Source organism: Streptomyces sp. CB02980, from assembly GCF_014451325.2.
In the GTDB taxonomy this organism is placed as follows: domain Bacteria; phylum Actinomycetota; class Actinomycetes; order Streptomycetales; family Streptomycetaceae; genus Streptomyces.
Genome location: NZ_JACSCH020000008.1, coordinates 175,366 through 193,931, shown reverse-complemented (window position 1 = coordinate 193,931; position 18,566 = coordinate 175,366). Strand labels below are relative to the sequence as shown.

The window sequence follows — 18,566 nt, the reverse complement described above, 5'->3', positions numbered from 1 at the left end:
CACCCGGCGGAAGCGGGCCGGGCCGGGGAGTCGTACGAGCCCCGGCCCGGCCCGCTTCCGTCGCCCCGGCCCGGCCCGCTTCCCTTGGGTCGCCCCGGCCCGGCCCGCTTCCATCGGGTCGCCCCGGCCCGGCCCGCTTCCATCGGGTCGCCCCGGCCCGGCCCGCTTCCATCGGGTCCTGATCAGTAGCCGACGGTGAAGCGGCGCTGGACGAAGCGGGGCAGCTCCGCCTCGTCGACGAGGGCCACGGCCGCGTCCTCCGCCGAGACGCGGCTGCGCCCCTCGGCGTCGCGGACCGGCTGGTCCTCGCCGATGCGGAAGCGGCCGGTGCGCTCACCGGGGGCGATGTCCTCGGCGGGGCTGAAGTAGGTCCAACGGCGGTTGGAGGTGCGCAGCACGTTCAGGGCGTCGCGGTGGCCGCGTACCGCCGCCGCGTAGGCGCGGGGCAGGCCGACGCCGTCGAGGGTCGCGTGGAGGCGTTCCTCCGCGTCGGCGAGCACCACGCCGGGCTCGATCTCCAGGCTGCCCGCACCGCCGATCACGATGAGCCGGGTCCTCGGGTGGCTTTCGAGGGCCTTGAGCAGGGCGCGGGCCGCGGTGGCGTAGACCCCGGCGTCGGCGATCGAGCGCCGGACGGTGTCGGCCATGTCCTGGGCGGCGTTTCCGGGCTGGAAGGCGCTGATCAGGACGTCGAGTCCGGGCAGGACGGCGGCGATGCCGGCCGGGTCGAGGACGTCGAGGCTCGCCCAGGTGATGTTCTCGCGGGTCTCCCGCGCCGCCGCCCCCGTGGCGTCGCGGCCGAATGCCCTGATGTGGTGCCCGCGCTCCAGGGCCTCCGCGACGACGCGGCTGCCGATGGTGCCGGTGGCTCCGACGACTCCGATGTGCATGGCTCTCCCCTGTGCTCACACCTTCGACGCGTCACTGACGTGACGCCGTGCGAAAACTATACGCCGTGAAGTACACGGCGTGCAGTTTCCATACGGTCACCAAGAGAGGGATAGGCTGCCGGCATGACCGGGACATCAGGAACAAGCACGGGGACGGCTCCGGCCGGGCGCGGCCGCCGTGAGCGGCTGCGGGCCGAGACCACCGCCGAGATCAAGGACACGGCCCTGCGCCTGATGGCCTCGGGCGGTCCCGACGCCATCACCCTGCGGGCCATCGCCCGCGAGATGGGAATGACGGCCAACGCGATCTACGGCTACTTCGCCACCCGCGACGACCTGGTCACCACGCTCATCGACGACGTGTACTCGGCACTCGCCGACTCCGTGGAGGCGGCCTGGGCCCAAGCGGCCACGCGGGGTCCGGCCGAACCCCCCGCCGGGGACCCGGCCGACGCCCCCGCCGGGGACCCGGCCACGCAGCGCCCCGCCGGGGACCCGGCTACGCGGATCCTCGCCTGGGCCCGCGCCTTCCGCACCTGGGCCCTGGCCAACCCCGAAGGCTTCCGGCTGGTCTACGGCGACCCCGTGCCCGGCTACCGGGCGCCGGAGGAAGGGCCCGCCCCCGACGCGGCCCGCCGGGTCTGCACCGGGCTCGCCGGACTCGCCGCGGCGGCCTGGCCGTACGCCGAACCGCTCTACCGGGACAGCGCGTTCACCTGGGACGACTTCGACGCCGGGCTGCTCGACAAGGTGCGCCCGGCCTTCCCCGACCTGCCACCGGCCGGCGTCGCCCTCGCGCTACGGCTCTGGGGGCATCTGCACGGACTCGTCGCCCTGGAGGTGTACGGGCATCTGGGCCGCCAGACGACGAGCCCGGACAAGCTCTTCCAGGAGGAGCTGACCCGGCTCGTGACGACCCTCGGGGTACCGAGACCGGCGGCCGGCTAGAAGAAGCCGAGCGCCGAGGCTCCGCCGACCCCGCCGAGCACCATGAACACGGGCATCAGGACCTTCAGCTCGACCCAGCTGCCGGCCCGGAAGCGCATGCCCTTCGGCGGGCCGATCGGGTACCAGCGCTTCCGGCCGACCGGGATGGGCCAGAGGATCGGGCAGCCCGAGACGGTGAGCGCGTCGCCGATGTCGTGGACGAGGGCGCCGAGCACGATCGGCAGCCCGAGCCACAGGTACTCCTGGCCGGGGCCGGTGAAGAACCAGTCCGCGCCGTTGCCCGGCTTGTCGAGGACGCCCGCGAGGATCCACGCGCTGGTCGCGCCGAGCAGCCAGACCAGGACGTCGCTGGACATCCGGGCGGCCCGCCACAGCAGGCCTTCCACGGCGAGGACCAGGTGCACGAAGAGGATCGCGAGCACCGCCCACCGGCCGCCGGTGACCGCCGCGACGGACGCGCCGCCGCCGATCAGGACCGCCCAGACCCAGGTGTGCGTGAGGGTCCGGTGACCGCCCGACCTGCGGGGGTCGGCGGAGGAGCGGGTCGCCTTGTAGACGGCGTACGACAGCTTGTCGACGATCTCGCACAGGCCCTTGGAGACCGGTCCGAAGGCACGCGAGATGGTCGCCGACTTGTGGTCCAGGTCGGGGGCGAGGGCCGCGCCCGCGCAGATGAGTGCGCCGACGACGAGAACCGGCCACGGCATCGGGCGGTCGAAGGCCGCCGCGGCCGCTCCGACACCCAGCCAGGCCGCCGCTCCGGACAGCGAGTGTGCCGGTCCCATCATGGTTGGCCCGCCCCGTTTCTCCCCTGCCGGCGCTCAGTTGACGACCGGTCGACGGACGAGCCTATCGTCCGTGATCTTCGAACCGGTGGCCGGTTCCCTCATCCGGGCGGAATCCAGGCAAGATGGGGGCGTGACCCTTATCGATCAGCTGCCGCCGACCGCCGACCCCGACGCCCTCTTCGAGGCCTTCTCCTCCTGGGCGGAGGGCCGGGGCATCACGCTCTACCCGGCCCAGGAAGAGGCGCTGATCGAGGTCGTCTCCGGGGCCAACGTGATCCTTTCCACGCCCACCGGATCGGGAAAGTCGCTGGTCGCGGCAGCTGCCCACTTCACCGCGCTCGCGAACGACCAGGTGACCTTCTACACCGCGCCGATCAAGGCGCTGGTGTCGGAGAAGTTCTTCGACCTGTGCAAGATCTTCGGCACCGAGAACGTCGGCATGCTGACCGGCGACGCCTCCGTGAACGCGGACGCGCCGGTGATCTGCTGTACGGCCGAGGTGCTGGCGTCGATCGCGCTGCGGGACGGCAAGTACGCGGACATCGGCCAGGTCGTCATGGACGAGTTCCACTTCTACGCCGAGCAGGACCGCGGCTGGGCGTGGCAGATCCCGATCCTGGAACTCCCCCAGGCGCAGTTCGTCCTCATGTCGGCGACGCTCGGTGACGTGTCGATGTTCGAGAAGGACCTGACCCGGCGCACGGGCAAGCCGACCTCGGTGGTCCGCTCGGCGACCCGGCCGGTGCCGCTCTCCTACGAGTACGTGCTCACCCCCATCACGGAGACCCTGACGGAGCTCCTGGAGACCAAGCAGGCGCCGGTCTACATCGTCCACTTCACGCAGGCGCAGGCCGTCGAGCGCGCGCAGTCGCTGATGAGCATCAACATGTGCACGCGCGAGGAGAAGGACAAGATCGCCGAGCTGATCGGCAACTTCCGCTTCACCACCAAGTTCGGCCAGAACCTCTCGCGTTACGTCCGGCACGGCATCGGCGTGCACCACGCGGGCATGCTGCCGAAGTACCGGCGGCTCGTCGAGAAGCTGGCGCAGGCCGGTCTCCTGAAGGTGATCTGCGGGACGGACACGCTCGGCGTGGGCGTGAACGTTCCCATCCGTACGGTGCTCTTCACCGCCCTCACGAAGTACGACGGCAACCGGGTGCGGACCCTGCGCGCGCGTGAGTTCCACCAGATCGCGGGCCGCGCCGGCCGGGCCGGCTTCGACACCGCCGGATACGTGGTCGCCCAGGCCCCCGAGCACGTCATCGAGAACGAGAAGGCGCTCGCCAAGGCCGGCGACGACCCGAAGAAGCGCCGCAAGGTGGTCCGCAAGAAGGCCCCCGAGGGCTTCGTCGCCTGGAGCGACACCACCTTCGAGCGGCTCATCGACGCCGAGCCGGAGCCGCTGACCTCGCGCTTCAAGGTCACCAACATCATGCTGCTCTCGGTGATCGCCCGCCCGGGCAACGCCTTCGAGGCCATGCGCAAGCTCCTGGAGGACAACCACGAGCCGCGCAAGGCGCAGCTGCGGCACATCCGCCGGGCCATCGCGATCTACCGCTCCCTGCTCGACGGCGGTGTCGTCGAGCAGCTGGACACGCCCGACGCCGAGGGCCGCACGATCCGCCTGACGGTCGACCTGCAGCAGGACTTCGCGCTGAACCAGCCGCTGTCGACGTTCGCGCTCGCCGCCTTCGACCTGCTCGACCCGGAGTCCCCCTCGTACGCCCTGGACATGGTCTCCGTCGTCGAGTCGACGCTCGACGACCCGCGCCAGATCCTCGCCGCCATGCAGAACAAGGCGCGCGGCGAGGCCGTCGGGCAGATGAAGGCGGACGGTGTCGAGTACGAGGAGCGGATGGAGCGGCTCCAGGACATCTCGTACCCGAAGCCGCTCGAAGAGCTGCTCTGGCACGCGTACAACGTCTACCGGACGTCGCACCCGTGGGTCGGCGACCACCCGGTGTCGCCGAAGTCGATCATCCGTGACATGTACGAACGGGCGCTGACCTTCACCGAGTTCACCTCCTGGTACGAGCTGTCGCGCACCGAGGGCATCGTCCTGCGGTACCTCGCGAGCGCGTACAAGGCGCTCGACCACACCATCCCGGACGACCTGAAGACCGAGGACCTGGAGGACCTGATCGCCTGGCTGGGCGAGATGGTGCGCCAGGTGGACTCCTCGCTGCTCGACGAGTGGGAGCAGCTCGCCAACCCGGAGGTCCAGACGGCCGAGGAGGCCCAGGAGAAGGCCGACCAGGTCAAGCCGGTCACGGCCAACGCCCGCGCCTTCCGGGTCCTGGTGCGCAACGCGATGTTCCGCCGGGTGGAGCTCGCGGCCCTCGACAACGTGGACGCACTCGGCGAGATGGACGCCGAGGCGGGCTGGGACGCGGACGCGTGGGGCGAGGCGATGGACGCGTACTGGGACGAGTACGACGACCTCGGTACGGGCCCCGACGCGCGCGGCCCGAAGCTGCTCGCCATCGAGGAGGACGCTGCCCACGGCCTGTGGCGCGTACGGCAGACCTTCGCCGACCCGAACAACGACCATGACTGGGGCATCAGCGCGGAGGTGGATCTCGCGGCCTCCGACGAGGAGGGCCGCGCGATCGTCCGCGTGACGTCCGTCGGACAGCTGTAGAGGAGAGACCTGACGTGACCAATCCCGCCGAGAGGCTCGTCGATCTGCTCGACCTGGAGCAGATCGAGGTCAACATCTTCCGTGGGCGGAGCCCGCAGGAGTCGCTGCAGCGGGTCTTCGGCGGGCAGGTCGCCGGGCAGGCCCTCGTCGCGGCCGGCCGCACCACCGAGGGCGACCGGCCGGTGCACTCGCTGCACGCCTACTTCCTGCGGCCGGGGCGGCCCGGGGTGCCGATCGTCTACCAGGTGGAGCGGGTGCGGGACGGGCGGTCGTTCACGACCCGCCGGGTCACGGCGATCCAGGAGGGCCGGACGATCTTCAATCTCACGGCCTCCTTCCACAAGCCGGAGGAGGGCGCCTTCGAGCACCAGCTGCCCCCGAGGCACCTGACGGACCCGGACAGCCTGCCCAACCTCGCGGACGAGATCCGCGAGCACCTGGGGGCGCTGCCGGAGGCCCTGGAGAGAATGGCCCGTCGGCAGCCCTTCGACATTCGGTACGTGGACCGGCTGCGCTGGACCCAGGACGAGGTCAAGGGCGCGGATCCGCGCAGCGCGGTGTGGATGCGGGCCGTGGGGCCGCTCGGCGACGACCCGCTGATCCACACGTGCGCGCTGACCTACGCCTCGGACATGACGCTCCTCGACGCGGTGCGCATCCCGATCGAGCCGCTCTGGGGACCGCGGGGCTTCGACATGGCGTCGCTGGACCACGCGATGTGGTTCCACCGGCCGTTCCGCGCGGACGAGTGGTTCCTGTACGACCAGGAGTCCCCGATCGCGACGGGCGGCCGGGGACTCGCGCGGGGCCGGATCTACGACCGCGAGGGGCAGCTCCTGGTGTCGGTGGTCCAGGAGGGCCTGTTCAGGAAGCTCTGAGCCGGGGCGCAGGCCGGTCCTGGCCGCAGGCCGGTCCCGACGGGGACCGGCCGGTCCGGGGACCGGCCCGGTCACTCGTACTCGGTGCCGCCCTTCCGCGTCAGGTAGGCCGGGCTGACCGCCTTGGCGATGGCCCGGCCGCCGACGACCGGGCTGTACCGCTCGGTCGCGGGCCGGATCACGACGCCCTCCCGCAGGTGCGCCTCCCGTCCCGAGACCGTCTCCCGGCCGCTCGCATGGGCGAGGACCGTGTCCAGGTCGTACGGGCCGGAGTACAGCCGCGGTACGAGCGGGACCTCGCCGGCCTCCAGGACCTCGGCCGGGTCCAGCCACTCCACCCGGCCGTCGATCTCGGCCGACACGTCGAACAGCGCGTAGCCGACGGTCTCGGAGCGGGCGTCGGCGCCGTAGGCCAGGTCCTGCACCCCGGAGCCGTAGACCTCGCCGAAGAAGCCGACCCGGCGGGCGCCGAGACGTTTCGCCAGCCGCTCGGCGACGGCGGGCAGGCCGTGGCCGTGGACGGCGCGCCAGTACAGATTGCGCGGGTCCTCCTGGAGGGCCAGGCCCTTCGACCCGAAGCCCTTGGACGAGACCTGGGTGCGTCCCTCCTCGGTGAGGAAGGTCATCAGGCAGGCCGAGCCGTGGAGCTTCTCGGTCAGGACGACGGGCTCGCCCGGCTCGAAGATCTCCGGGTAGCGCTGGAGGTTCTCGATGTCCACCCAGGGCAGCAGGTCCGGGGCGACCTCCACGTCACCGCTCATGGTCGGCGGTATCGGCGGCACCCACTTGATGATCCCCAGCGTCTCCGCGAAGTCGGTCCGCTCGGCCGCCGCAAGGGCCAGGTCGGCACCGGCGAGCACGCCGGGCCTGCACACGATGCCCTGCGACAGCTCCCCGCGCAGCCGCACGGCCTTGACCCGGTCCGAGTTCCCGCCGGCGAGCCGCCCGGTGAGCCCGAGCTCCTCGACGAGGGCGGCGGGCAGCACGGCCTGCTCCGGGATGTAGACGGCGGCGTCCCCGGTCCGATAGGCGCCCTTGGCGACGACGGCCCGATACAGGCCGACCTGCGCCAGCTCCAGGGCGTCGGCGTTCGGATGGGGATGGACGGTCAGGACTTCGGCGGTGACGCGCAGGGTCGACATCTCAGGACTCCGGGTGCTCGGGTTTCAGTCTCATCGGGGCCCACTGTGCCGAGGTGGGAAACGGCTGGGCGATCGTTTTTCGGGCTGGTAGCGTCGCCGGGTCCCGGCCCGAGAGCCCTACAGGGCCTGGTCGATGCCCGGAAGGGTGTCCTGGTCCACCTCGTGCCGGCGGGTGCGGATGTCGGCGGCCGGTGGGTGGAGTCTGGCGTCGCAGGTGGGGCCCAGGCCCGTGCGGCGGGAGTCGGCCCCGGTGAGGGGGCGGCCGCAGAGGCGGCAGAGGATCCGGCGCGGTCGGGACCCCGGTTCTGCCTCCGGTGCGGAATCGATCGAGATTGCCAGTGGTTCGTCTCCCATGCTGAGATCAAACCCTATTCCGACGAGGAGCAGTCCATGAGCCTGTACGACATCCCGCTGAAGACCCTGACCGGCGAGCCGGTCTCCCTTGCCGACTACCGGGACCGCGCGGTCCTGGTCGTGAACGTCGCCTCGAAGTGCGGCCTGACCCCGCAGTACGAGGGTCTGGAGAAGCTGCAGAAGGAATACGGCGACCGCGGCTTCACCGTGCTCGGCGTGCCCTGCAACCAGTTCGCGGGCCAGGAGCCCGGCGGCGCCGAGGAGATCCAGACCTTCTGCTCGACGACGTACGGCGTCTCCTTCCCGCTCCTGGAGAAGATCGACGTCAACGGCGACGCCCGCCACCCGCTCTACACGGAGCTGGTGAAGGTCGCCGACGCCGAGGGCGAGGCCGGTGACGTCCAGTGGAACTTCGAGAAGTTCCTGATCGGCCGCGACGGCCGGGTCACGCGCTTCCGTCCGCGCACCGAGCCGGGCGCCGCCGAGATCGTCTCCGCGATCGAGGCCCAGCTTGTCTGACGTCGCGAGCGGTACGGGGGTCGTCGAGCGGCTGCGGGCCGCGGGCTGTGTCTTCGCCGAGGAGGAGGCGGAGATGCTGCTCGCGGCTGCGGCCGGGCCCGCCGAGCTGGACCTGATGGTCGAGCGGCGGGCCTCGGGCCTGCCCCTGGAGCACGTCGTGGGCTGGGCCGAGTTCGCCGGGCTGCGCATCGAGGTGGACGGCGGGGTGTTCGTCCCCCGGCGCCGTACGGAGTTCCTGATCGAACACGCGGTGGACCTGGCCCGGCCGGGCGCCGTCTGCGTCGACCTGTGCTGCGGCTCCGGCGCGGCGGGCGCGGTCCTGCTCGACCGGGTCGAGGGCGCGGAGGTGCACGCATCGGACATCGAGCCGGCGGCGGTGCGCTGCGCCCGCCGGAACGTCGAGCCGCGCGGCGGCCGGGTGTACGAGGGAGACCTCTTCGCCCCGCTGCCCCCGGAGCTGCGGGGCCGGGTCGAGGTCCTGGTCGCCAACGTGCCGTACGTCCCCACCGGGGACATCGGGCTGCTGCCCCCGGAAGCCCGCGACCACGAGCCGCTCGTCACCCTCGACGGCGGCCCCGACGGTCTCGACGTGCTGCGGCGGGTCGCCGCCGAGGCACCGCAGTGGCTGGCGCCGGGCGGGCGACTGCTGGTCGAGACGAGTGAGCGGCAGGCCGAGCGGGCGGTGGACGCGGTCACCGCGTGCGGTCTGGAGGCACGTGTTCTGAGCTGCGAGGAGCGGTACGCGACCGTCCTCGTCGCGACCTGGGCGGGCTGACCGGGGCTCCGGCTCAGCGGCCGAAGGTGTCGATGTTTTCGACGAGCCAGCGGCCGTCGCGGAGCACGACGTCCACGGCGAACATGGCACCCGCGTAGACGCCCTGATCCCCGGCCTTGGCAGCCTTGTCCTTCGCCGGCCCGCCGGCCGTGCTCACGCTGCTCTGGTCGGCGTAGACCAGGACGCGGGCGCGGTCGCCGTCGATCCGCTCCACCGCGCTGTCGGTGACGGTCGTCGTGATCACCGTCTTCTGCCGGGCCGCCTTGGCGAGCACCCCGCCCAGCAGCGTCCGGTGCTGGGCGACGGCCTTGCCCGTCAGGAGCGTCTTGCCCGCCCGTTCGAAGGGGGCGGTGTCGGCATGGTCGTACGAGAAGAGCGCGGCGACGGCGGCGCCCGTCTGCCCCTTGATCTCACTGGTGCGGGCGAGATCCGTGAGCGCGGTGTTCCCGCGCGCGGGGTCGTCGCGGAGCTCGCCCGCCCTGCTGTACGCCCATCCGGCGAAGCCGCCGAGCAGGAGCGTCAGGACGCACAGGACGACGAGGGGGACGCGGCCGGACATGGCGCTTCCCGACTTCTCGGGGCTGGTCCGCTCACCGCCGCTCTTCCGGCTGCCGGTCTTCTCGCGGACCCGCGCCTCCCCCTTCGGCTCCGCGGCCGTTTCCCGTACGGACGTCGCCGCCGGTCGTTCACCGGTTCGCGGTGCGGGTTCCGTGAGCACACCCGCGGGCGTACGGGGCCTGCCGCCGGGCGCCTGCTGGTCGGCGAGGGCGGCCTGGCGGCGGCGGCGGTTGAGGTGGTGGCGGGGCGTCGGCATCGTGCGTGTCCTTTCGGGTGCGGGCGGCTGTCGCGGTACGGCCCGGTCAGCCGACCGCCGTACCGCCCACCGGGGCCTGCCCCAGCGCACTGAGCTTCCAGTGGCCGTCGGTGCGGGTGAGTTCGCCGAGCATGCGGCTGTCCTTGTCCGTGCTCTTGCTGTCGGGCGTCGTGACGGTGATGCGCAGGGCGACGAGCAACCGGGCCCGCCCCGCCCGGTCGTCCAGTTCCGTGACGGCCCCGGACAGCACCCGGGCGGTGGTCACCGTCCTCGCCGCCCTCACCTGGCCGGTGAACTCCTCGCGGCCCTCGACCAGTTGCTTGTGCAGCTCACCGGTCGTGGAGGACTCCCAGAGGTCGAGCCCCTGCTCCACCCGCTGGTGGTCCAGCGTGTTGAGGTTCTGCACGGCCTGCTCCCCCGCCGCGAGCGCCTCGTCGCGTTGCACGGCGTACGCGGTGGAGTCGTCGTGGGCGGCCGCGTACCAGTCCCGGCCGGCCCAGGCCGCGGAGGCACCCGCGGCGAGGGTGAGCACGAGGGCCACGGCCAGGGCCGGGCGGATGCCCGCCGGGGTGCGGACCGGGCGTGTCATGGGGTGCTCCCGTCTCCCGCTCATGGTCAGCGGGCCTTGATGTCGACGATCAGCCACCGGTCGCCCTGGAACTTCGCGGTGACGGTGAGCTGGGCCGCGGCAGACGTGGCGGTCGCCTTGTCCCGACCGGCCTTGTTCTGACGCGCCTTGTCCTGACGCGCGTTGTCCCGGCGCGAGGTCTGGTCGAGGAACACGAGGAGCCGCGCACTGTCCCCGTCGAGTTCGATCACACCGGTGCGGACGGTCTGGGTGCTGAGGGTGATGCGCTGCTCGACGAGCTTCGCGCGGACCTGGGCGAAGAGGTCCGCGTACTGGCGGGCGGCACGTCCGGCGAGGACGGTTCCGGCGGAACGCTCGACGGCGTCGTTGCTCGCGGGCGTGTAGGAGAAGATCCGGGCGAGGCCCTCGCCGACGTCACCGCCGACGCGGGCGGTGGCCCCGGCGTCGGTGAGCGCGTGGTTGCGCGCCGAGGGGGTGGACCTGAGCTGGTGGGCACCGTAGAAGAAGGCGCTCCCGGCGAGGAGCAGGACGGCGACGGCCGCGGCGAGGGCGGCCTTCTGCCAGGTGGCGGGGAAGGGGCGGGCGGCGTCGTCCTCGGGGACGTCCGCGTCCCCGTCCGCGTCCGCCGGCTCGACCGCGACCGCGGCCTCGGCCTCGGTCGTCGCGCCGGCCGCAGTCTCGGTCGCGGCGTCACCCGCGGCCTCGGTCGTCACGTCGGCCGTCTCCTCCGGTCGCTCCGGTGCCCCTCCCCCGTCGGTCGCGGGCTCGGCCGACCGAGCGGCCGTCGTCCTGCGCAAGAGTCGCGTCATTCGTCCTCGCCCTCCTCGGCCCCGGCGACGGGGACCGCGCTCAGCGCCGCGACCCTCCACGTGTCCTCGCCGGTGCGCGTCAGGACCGCTTCAAGGCGCTTGCGGTCGGTGGTCGCGGCGCCGCCTCCGCGCGGGGTGACGTCGACGCGGACGGTCGCGATGAGTTTGGCCGTACCGGCTCTCGCGTCGAGCGCGGTGAGGGCGGCCTCGGTGACCGTGGCGCGCGCCGAGGCGCCCACCGCGGGTGCGGTGCGCCCCAGTTCGGTGCGGAGCGGGCCGGTGGACGCGTCGCGCCAGGCCCGGATGCCCGCTTCGGCGTGCTCTCGGGTCGAGGCGTCGAGGGAGTTGAGGACGGTGAGGCGGGCCCGGCCCTCGGCGAGCGCCGTGTCCCGCTCGCGGCTGAAGGCGAGGCCCTCGTCGGTGCGGGCCTGCGCGTAGGTCCAGACGCCGGTGCCGCAGAAGCCCAGGGCGACGACGAGGGCGCCGGCGCCGAGGATCCGGCCCCGCCTCATCGGGTGCCCCCGGTGTTCAGGCCGAGGAGGCCGGCCATGTCCGTCGGCCCGCCGTTCTGGCCGGGCAGCGCGAGCGCGCCGGGCAGGGCCTGCCGCGTGTCCGTCGTGGTGCGCGCGCCGCCCGAGGGCAGGGAGCCGGGCCTGGCCGGTACGGGGACGGGGCCGCCCTTCGGCGCGTTCGCCGAGCCGCGTACGTTGACCCCGGCCGCGGCGGAGCCCGTACAGGAGGCGCCGGTGTTGAGCGCGGGCGCGGTGCCCAGGTCGAGACCGTTGCGGTAGCGCGTGGCGCCGTACCCCGAGGTGCAGGGCAGTGGCTTGAAGAAGGTGACGGCCATGCCGAAGTTCATGCGGCCTCCCTCGACGGCGGTGGCTCCGGCCGAGACGGCCGCCGGGTACTTCACGAACAGTTCCTCCATGCCGCGCTGCCGGGTGACGGCGATCTCCGAGGTCGTCAGGAGGTTGGCGAGGACGACGCTCAGGCTCGGGTCGAGATCGCGCAGGAGCCCGTTGACCTGGCCGGTCGCGTCGGGGGTGACGGCGAGGAGGCGGCGCAGGTCGGCGTCGGAGCCCTTGAGGGTGGTGGCCAGGGTGCGCGCGCCGGTGGCGAAGTCCCGGATGGCGCGGCTCTCCTCGGCCTGGGTGCGCAGGACGACCTCCCCGTCGTTGATGAGCCGGGTGGTGGCCGGCAGCGACGTGTCGGCGGCCTGGACGAAGCGGCTGCCGCTGTCGAGGAGGACCTGGAGGTCGTCGCCGTGTCCCTGGAAGGCCTTGCCGAGTTCGTCGACGACCGTGTGCAGGGACTCCAGGGGTACGGACCCGGTGAGGTCGTTCATGCTCGCGAGCACGTCGGTGACGGGTGCCGGTACCTGGGTGTCGGACTGTTCGATGCGGGCGCCGTCGGCGAGGAAGGGGCCGTCGTCGCTCTCGGGGCGCAGGTCGATGTACTGCTCGCCGACGGCGGAGAGTCCGGCGACCACGGCCCGCGCGTCGGCGGGGATCCTGGGGGCGGACTTCTTGATGCGCAGTTCGGCCACGACGCCTTCGGCGGTCAGGCCGATGTCGCCGACCCGTCCCACGGAGACGCCCCGGTAGGTGACGTCGGAGTGGGTGAACAGGCCGCCCGTGCGCGCGAGATGGACCCGCACGATGTAGTGGTCGGCGACGCCGACGTAGCGGCCGAGGTCGGCGTAGCGGATGCCGAGGAAGCCGAGGACGAGGACGGCGATGACGAGGAAGGCGAGGTTCTTCAGCCATACGGTACGGGTGATCACCGGGTCTCGCCTCCGTCCTTCGGCGGGGTGGCCGGGGGCAGAGGCAGGGGCGGATTCGGGCTCGGGATCCCGGTGATCGCCCCGGTTCCCCGGCGGGCGGCGGGGCCGTGGTCGGACGGGGTGGGCGTGGGGGTGGACGTGGGCTCGGTCTTGGGGATCAGCGGCGGGATCACCTCGGTTCCCGGGGCGGCGGCGAGGTGCAGATAGGTGTTGAGGTAGTCGCCCTTGACGCCCCGCAGCACCTCGTCGGTGAAGGGGTACGTGAGCAGCACCTGGAGCGATTCGGGCAGGTCGGCACCGGCGTCCGCGAGTGCCGTGAGGGTGGGCGCGAGGGCCTTGAGGTCGGCGACCATGTCCTTCTTGCTCGCGTCGATGGTGGTGACGGCGACCCCGGACAGAGTGTCCAGGGCGCGCAGCATGGTCAGCAGGGAACCCCGCTGGTTCTCCAGCGTCTTGAGGCCGGGCGAGAGTCCGGTGAGGACCGTGTCGACATCCTTCTTGCGGCCGGCGAGGGTGGCGGAGAGCCGGTTGAGGCCGTCGAGGGCGCGGGTGATGTCGCCGCGATGGGTGTCCAGGGTCGTCACGAGGGTGTTGACCCGCCGGAGCATCGAGCGGACCTCGGGTTCGCGGCCGCCGAGCGCCGCGTTGAGTTCGCGGGTGATGGTCTTGAGCTGGTTGACGCCGCCGCCGTTGAGGAGCAGGGACAGTGCGCCGAACACCTCCTCGACCTCGGTGTTGCGGCTGGTGCGGGCGAGCGGGATGACGCTGCCGTCGGTGAGCCGTCCGCCGTTGTCTTTCGGCGGGGCGACGAGCTGGATGTACTTCTCGCCCAGGAGGCTCGACTGTTCCAGGCGGGCGCCCGCGTCGGCGGGCAGCCGGACGTCGCCGTTGATCTTCAGGGTGACGCGGGCGGACCAGGTGTCGGTCGTCCCGAGCTCGATGGCGGTGACGCGGCCGACGGCGACGTCGTTGACCTTCACCGCGGACTGCGGCACGAGGCTGAGTACGTCGTCGAGTTCGGCGGTGACCGTGTAGGGGTGGGGGCCGAGGTCGGCGCCGCCGGGCAGGGGCAGGTCCTCGATGCCGTCGAAGCGGAAGGGGTTCCCCGGGGTCACGCCGAGGACGACGGCGAGTCCGACGCCGAGCGCGATCACGCCGACGGCTCCGGCTCCGGCCGCCCGCCGGGTCGGCAGGGTGGGGCGTCTCATCGCTCCCCCTCTCCGGTGGTCGCCGAGGGAGCACCGGTCGGCGAGGAGCCGCCGGGTCCCACCGCGCCGCCGGTGGACGCGGAGCCGCCGGTCACCGGCAGCGGGAGCAGCGGTCCGCCCATGCTGATCTCGTTGAGGTTGGCGCGGCCGTCGAGGGTGCGGGTGTCCCTGTTGTACGCGTTGACGACGTTGGTGGCGGCGAGGGGGGCGACGTCGAGGGCTTCGGCGAGGGAGGCGCGCTGGTCGACGAGGGTCTGGGTGAGGGGGACGAGGCGGTCGACGTTCTTCTTCAGTTCGCCGCGGTTGTCCTTGATGAACGCCTTGACCTGGACGAGGGCTCTGCCGAGTTCCTTGAGGGCGCCGGCGAGGTCGTCCTTGTTCTCCGCGAAGTAGCCGACGACCTCGTCGAGGCGTTCCTGCGCGGTGCGGACGTCGCCGTCCTTGTCCTTGAGCATGGTGGTGAAGGTCTGGAGCCGGCCGAGGGTGGTGAAGAGGTCCTCGCTGCTGCCGTCGAGGGTCTTGGCGGCCTTGCCGAACTCCTTGATGGAGGTGCCGATGGACGTGCCGTTGCCCTTGAGGTTCTTCGCACCGGTGTCGAGGAGTTCGGACAGGGCGCCGGTGGAGTTGGCGCCGTTCGGTCCGAGTGCCCGGCTCAGTTCGGTGATCGAGTCGTAGAGCTGGTCGATCTCGACGGGGGTGCGGTTGCGGGCGGCGGGCAGTTCCGCGCCGTCGGCGAGGGTGGGGCCGGTGCTGTACGCGGGGGTGAGCTGCACGTACCGGTCGGCGACGATGCTGGGGGCGACGACGAGGGCCCGGGCGTCGGCGGGGACGCGTACGCCCTCGTCGAGGAGGAGCCGGACGCGTACCCGGGTGCCCTGCGGCTCCACGGACTCGACCTCGCCGACCCGTACGCCGAGGACGCGCAGGTCGGAGCCCGCGTAGATGCCGACCGTCCGGTCGAAGTAGGCGGTGATCCGGGTGCCGTCGTCGTCGAGGACACGGACGGCGACGAGACCGCAGGCGGCGAGCAGCACGAGGGCGAGTCCGGCGACGAGGGTCTTCTTGGGTCTGGTCATCATTCACCGCTCCCCTTGGCCGTCGCCTTCTGTTTCGGCGGCAGGCATCCGGTCTTGGGCTGCGAGGTCTCGGGCAGATAGGTACGGGGCACCACACCGCACAGGTAGCTGTCGAACCAGCGGCCGCTGCCGAGGGTGTTGCCGACGAGCCGGTAGTACGGGCCGATCAGCGCGAGTGTCTTGTCGAGCCGGCCGCTGTTCTTCTCCAGGACTCCGGTGACGCGGCTGAGGGCCTTGAGGGTGGGGCCGAGCTGCCGGTCGTTGTCGCCGACGACGCCGCTGAGTTCGGTGCCGAGCGCCCTGCTGCCCGTGAGGAGGGCGCGGATGGCGTCGCGGCGTTTCTGGAGCTCTCCGAGCAGGGAGCCGCCGTCCTCGATGAGGGTCTCGAAGCTGGACTTCTTGTTCTGGAGGGTCTTGGTGAACTTCGTGCTGTTCGCCAGGAGCCGGGCGAGTTCGGTGTCGCGCTTGGAGACGGACTTCGACAGTTCGGAGAGGCCGGTGGCGGCGTTGCGGACGTGCGGCGGTGAGTTCTTGAAGGTGTCGGAGATCGTCTCGAAGCTCTCGGCGAGCTGGGCGGTGTCGATGGCGTCGACGGTGCCGCTGAGGTCCTCGAAGGCCTGGGTGACGTCGTACGGGGAGGTGGTGCGCGACTGCGGGATGCGGGTTCCCGGGTCCTGCCGGTCGGAGCCCAGCGGGTCGAGCGCCAGGTACTTCTCGCCGAGGAGGGTCTTGATGGCGATGGCGGCGGTGGAGCGGTCGCCGACCCAGGCGTCGCCGACCTCGAACGTCACCTTGACCTTGGCTCCGTCGAGGGAGACCTCCGTGACCTTGCCGACCTTGACGCCGGCGATGCGCACCTCGTCGCCGGCGTCGAGTCCGGCGGCCTCGGAGAAGTCGGCGCTGTAGGTGGTGTCGTCGCCGACGAGGGGCAGCCGTTCCATGGTGAACGCCAGGGCGGCGACGAGGGCGAGGAACAGCAGTCCGGCGACGGCGACGGCGACCGGGTTGCGCTCCTTGACCGGCTTGAGCCGGGGGCGGGGACTCATCCGCGGCACCTCGGTTCGGTCACGGCGATCCCGGTCGGCGGCTTCGAGCCGTCGGAGGTTCTCACGCCGGTCACGCGCGCCTCGCAGAGGTAGAGGTTGAACCACGATCCGTACGAGGACAGCCGGGCCAGGGCGGTCATCTTGGCGGGGGTGTTGGCGAGGAAGGCCTCGATGGCCGGGGTGTGCTCGCCGAGGGTGCCGGAGAGCCTGCCGAGTTCGCGGATGTCCTTCTTGAGGGGGGCCCGCGCCTCCTGGAAGAGCCCGGCGGTCGTCGTGGTGAGGGCGCCGATGGCCTGGACCGCCTCGCCGAGGGGCTTGCGGTCGGTGTTGAAGCCGGTGACGAGCTTCTGCAGGGTGACGACGAGGTCGTCGAAGGCCGCCTCGCGGTTGTTGAGGGTGGTGAGGACGGTGTTGAGGTGGGTGACGACCTGGCCGATGACCTTGTCCTTGGCGGCGACCGTCCTGGTGAGGGAGCCGATGTGGCGCAGCAGGCTGTCGACGGTGCCGCTCTCGCCCTGGAGGACCTGCACGAGCGATCCGGCGAGGTCGTTGACGTCGGCGGGCGAGAGGCCCTCGAAGAGCGGCTTGAACCCGTTGAAGAGCAGGGTCAGGTCGAGGGCGGGTGTGGTGCGGTCGAGCGGGATGGTGTCCCCGTCCCGCAGGGTGCCGGCCAGGTCGCCGCTGCCCCGGCCGAGGGACACGTAGCGCTGCCCGACCATGTTGAGGTACTTCACGGCGGCGGTCGCCGAGCGGGGCACGGTGCGGTCCTCGCGGACCGAGAAGGTGACCTGGGCGGTGCGCCGTTCGACGACGCGTACGTCGGTCACCTCGCCGACCTTCACTCCGGCGATGCGCACGGAGTCGCCCTTGACGAGCCCGGTGACGTCGGTGAACAGCGCCTTGTACGAGCGGGTGGCGGAGCCGACCCCGGTGTTGGCGATGCTGAGGCCGAGGACGGTGGTGGCCAGCGCCGTGACAAGGACGAACGCGAGGGACTTCAGGAGCGTGCCGGTCAGTCCGCGCCGGCGCGTGTGGGTGGGCCGCTCGGTCATCGGAGGGTCACCTCCGCGCCGCGGAACGCCGGGCCGACCAGTGTGCTGCTCCAGTCCGGGAGGTCGCCGGGCCGCTTCTTCGCCCCGGGGGCGAGGAGTTCGTTGACGAGGTCGTTCTCCTGCGGGGAGTTGGCGGGGCCGAGCTCCTGGTCGGCCGCTGCGGAGGCCCGTGCGGCGGGTGCGACCGGGATGCCGAGGTAGGGCACGGGGTAGCAGCGCGGCCCGCCGCCGGAGCCGTACGACGGTGTGTCACGGCCGGGGACGTACGCGCCGCGCGAGGGCACGGTGGTGACGTCGACGTGCAGTCCCGGCTGGTCGGTGCCCTTGCCGAGGGCCTTGTCCATGGCCGGTACGAACTGGGCGAGGGTGCGCAGGGTGCAGGGGAAGGACGGCGCGTACTCGGCGAGCAGATCCACGGTGGGACGGCTGGTGGCGCTGAGCCGGATGATGTTGTTCTTGTTCTGGCGCAGGAAGGCGGTCAGGTCCTGGGCCGTCCTGGTGGTGGAGCCGAGCGTGCCGGCGAGGTCGGCCTCCTTCTCGGCGAGGGTGCCGCTGGTGGTGGTGAAGTCGGTGAGCGCCGTGACGATGTCCGGGGCGGCGTCGGCGTAGAGGTGGCTGACCTTCACGAGTTCTTTCAGGTCGCGGGTGAGGGCGGGCAGTTGGGGGTTGAACTTCCGGAGGTGGGCGTCGAGCCGGGTGAGGGTGTCACCGAGCTTGTCGCCGCGCCCCTCCAGGGCCTGGGAGACGGCCGACAGGGTGGCCGAGAGCTTCTGCGGCTGGACGGCGGTGAGCAGGGGCAGGACGTTGTCCAGGACCTGCTGGAGTTCGACGGCGTTGCTGGAGCGGTCCTCCGGGATGACCGCGCCGGGGCCCAGCGGCTGGGCCGTGGAGTTGCCGGGCGGTAGGAGGGCGACGAACCGTTCGCCGAAGAGGGTCGTGGGCAGCATCTGGGCGCGCACGTCGGACGGCACGTGGCGGAGGGTTCCGGGCCGCATGGCGAGGGTGAGCCGGGCTCCTCCGTCGGTGGCGTCGATGGCGCGGACCTCGCCGATGACGACGCCGCGGAGTTTCACCTCGGCGCCGAGGTGCATCTCGTTGCCGACGCTGCCGGTCTCGACGACGATCGGGTCGGAGTCGGTGAACCTCTTGTCGTAGACGGCTACCGCGAGCCAGGCGAGCAGGGCGGGCACCAGGAGGAAGACCACGCCGGCGAACCGGCGGCGCAGGGTCTCGGCACGTGAGTCGCTCATC

Annotated in this window: 19 protein-coding genes; 5 read left to right on the top strand and 14 right to left on the bottom strand. The window is 72.1% G+C overall.

Annotated elements, in window-relative coordinates:
- Positions 1-182: 182 nt before the first annotated feature.
- Positions 183-890 carry an NAD(P)-dependent oxidoreductase gene (locus E0F75_RS18985; RefSeq protein WP_187623702.1) on the bottom strand — a complete coding sequence of 236 codons (708 nt, stop codon included), beginning with the start codon at positions 888-890 and terminating at the stop codon, positions 183-185.
- 123 nt (positions 891-1,013) lie between these two features.
- On the opposite strand from E0F75_RS18985, the gene E0F75_RS18980 reads away from it, so the two are divergent.
- Positions 1,014-1,838 (top strand): TetR/AcrR family transcriptional regulator, encoded by an 825-nt coding sequence (locus tag E0F75_RS18980; RefSeq protein ID WP_187623701.1) that lies wholly within the window; start codon positions 1,014-1,016, stop codon positions 1,836-1,838.
- On the opposite strand, the gene E0F75_RS18975 is transcribed toward E0F75_RS18980, so the two are convergent.
- Positions 1,835-2,626: a metal-dependent hydrolase gene (locus tag E0F75_RS18975; RefSeq protein WP_187623700.1), complete on the bottom strand. Its 792-nt coding sequence runs from the start codon at positions 2,624-2,626 to the stop codon at positions 1,835-1,837. The two genes, E0F75_RS18980 and E0F75_RS18975, sit on opposite strands and share 4 nt — an antisense overlap.
- 70 nt (positions 2,627-2,696) lie before the next feature.
- On the opposite strand from E0F75_RS18975, the gene E0F75_RS18970 reads away from it, so the two are divergent.
- Positions 2,697-5,270: an RNA helicase gene (locus tag E0F75_RS18970; RefSeq protein ID WP_187623699.1), complete on the top strand. Its 2,574-nt coding sequence runs from the start codon at positions 2,697-2,699 to the stop codon at positions 5,268-5,270.
- 14 nt (positions 5,271-5,284) lie between these two features.
- On the top strand, positions 5,285-6,148 hold the full coding sequence (locus tag E0F75_RS18965) for an acyl-CoA thioesterase II (RefSeq protein WP_187623698.1): 864 nt from the start codon (positions 5,285-5,287) through the stop codon (positions 6,146-6,148).
- 71 nt (positions 6,149-6,219) lie between these two features.
- Here E0F75_RS18965 and E0F75_RS18960 read toward each other — a convergent pair whose 3' ends face one another.
- Both E0F75_RS18960 and E0F75_RS18955 read right to left on the bottom strand, forming a co-directional pair.
- A complete protein-coding gene (locus E0F75_RS18960) occupies positions 6,220-7,290 on the bottom strand; it encodes an RNA ligase (ATP) (RefSeq protein ID WP_187623697.1) in 1,071 nt (356 codons plus the stop codon).
- Between the two features lie 117 nt (positions 7,291-7,407).
- Positions 7,408-7,644 (bottom strand): DUF6011 domain-containing protein, encoded by a 237-nt coding sequence (locus E0F75_RS18955; protein ID WP_187623696.1) that lies wholly within the window; start codon positions 7,642-7,644, stop codon positions 7,408-7,410.
- Between the two features lie 36 nt (positions 7,645-7,680).
- Here E0F75_RS18955 and E0F75_RS18950 point away from each other — a divergent pair, with 36 nt between their 5' ends.
- A complete protein-coding gene (locus E0F75_RS18950) occupies positions 7,681-8,163 on the top strand; it encodes a glutathione peroxidase (protein WP_187623695.1) in 483 nt (160 codons plus the stop codon).
- Complete coding sequence (locus E0F75_RS18945; RefSeq protein ID WP_187623694.1) at positions 8,156-8,938, top strand: putative protein N(5)-glutamine methyltransferase; 783 nt, start codon at positions 8,156-8,158, stop codon at positions 8,936-8,938. The genes E0F75_RS18950 and E0F75_RS18945 overlap by 8 nt, the downstream gene beginning before the upstream one ends.
- A 13-nt stretch (positions 8,939-8,951) precedes the next feature.
- On the opposite strand, the gene E0F75_RS18940 is transcribed toward E0F75_RS18945, so the two are convergent.
- Genes E0F75_RS18940 through E0F75_RS18895 form a run of 10 tightly spaced genes read right to left on the bottom strand, consistent with a single transcriptional unit; the run spans position 8,952 to position 18,565 of the window.
- The gene (locus E0F75_RS18940; RefSeq protein WP_187623693.1) at positions 8,952-9,752 is read right to left on the bottom strand and encodes a hypothetical protein; all 801 of its coding nucleotides are present in this window, start codon (positions 9,750-9,752) and stop codon (positions 8,952-8,954) included.
- Positions 9,753-9,798: 46 nt separating this feature from the next.
- A complete protein-coding gene (locus tag E0F75_RS18935) occupies positions 9,799-10,341 on the bottom strand; it encodes a nuclear transport factor 2 family protein (protein ID WP_187623692.1) in 543 nt (180 codons plus the stop codon).
- Between the two features lie 26 nt (positions 10,342-10,367).
- Positions 10,368-11,150, bottom strand: coding sequence for a hypothetical protein (locus E0F75_RS18930; protein ID WP_194481188.1), 783 nt, complete (start codon positions 11,148-11,150; stop codon positions 10,368-10,370).
- Positions 11,147-11,662, bottom strand: coding sequence for a hypothetical protein (locus E0F75_RS18925; RefSeq protein ID WP_187623690.1), 516 nt, complete (start codon positions 11,660-11,662; stop codon positions 11,147-11,149). The genes E0F75_RS18930 and E0F75_RS18925 overlap by 4 nt, the downstream gene beginning before the upstream one ends.
- A complete protein-coding gene (locus E0F75_RS18920) occupies positions 11,659-12,933 on the bottom strand; it encodes an MCE family protein (protein WP_187623689.1) in 1,275 nt (424 codons plus the stop codon). Before E0F75_RS18920 ends, E0F75_RS18925 begins: the two co-directional genes overlap by 4 nt.
- Positions 12,930-14,141 (bottom strand): MCE family protein, encoded by a 1,212-nt coding sequence (locus tag E0F75_RS18915; protein WP_187623688.1) that lies wholly within the window; start codon positions 14,139-14,141, stop codon positions 12,930-12,932. Before E0F75_RS18915 ends, E0F75_RS18920 begins: the two co-directional genes overlap by 4 nt.
- Positions 14,138-15,217, bottom strand: a complete 1,080-nt coding sequence (locus E0F75_RS18910; protein WP_187623853.1) for an MCE family protein — start codon at positions 15,215-15,217, stop codon at positions 14,138-14,140. The genes E0F75_RS18915 and E0F75_RS18910 overlap by 4 nt, the downstream gene beginning before the upstream one ends.
- Positions 15,217-16,263, bottom strand: coding sequence for an MCE family protein (locus tag E0F75_RS18905; RefSeq protein WP_187623687.1), 1,047 nt, complete (start codon positions 16,261-16,263; stop codon positions 15,217-15,219). Before E0F75_RS18905 ends, E0F75_RS18910 begins: the two co-directional genes overlap by 1 nt.
- The gene (locus tag E0F75_RS18900) at positions 16,260-17,315 is read right to left on the bottom strand and encodes an MCE family protein (protein WP_187623686.1); all 1,056 of its coding nucleotides are present in this window, start codon (positions 17,313-17,315) and stop codon (positions 16,260-16,262) included. The genes E0F75_RS18905 and E0F75_RS18900 overlap by 4 nt, the downstream gene beginning before the upstream one ends.
- Positions 17,312-18,565 (bottom strand): MCE family protein, encoded by a 1,254-nt coding sequence (locus E0F75_RS18895; RefSeq protein ID WP_187623685.1) that lies wholly within the window; start codon positions 18,563-18,565, stop codon positions 17,312-17,314. The genes E0F75_RS18900 and E0F75_RS18895 overlap by 4 nt, the downstream gene beginning before the upstream one ends.
- Position 18,566 lies beyond the last annotated feature (1 nt).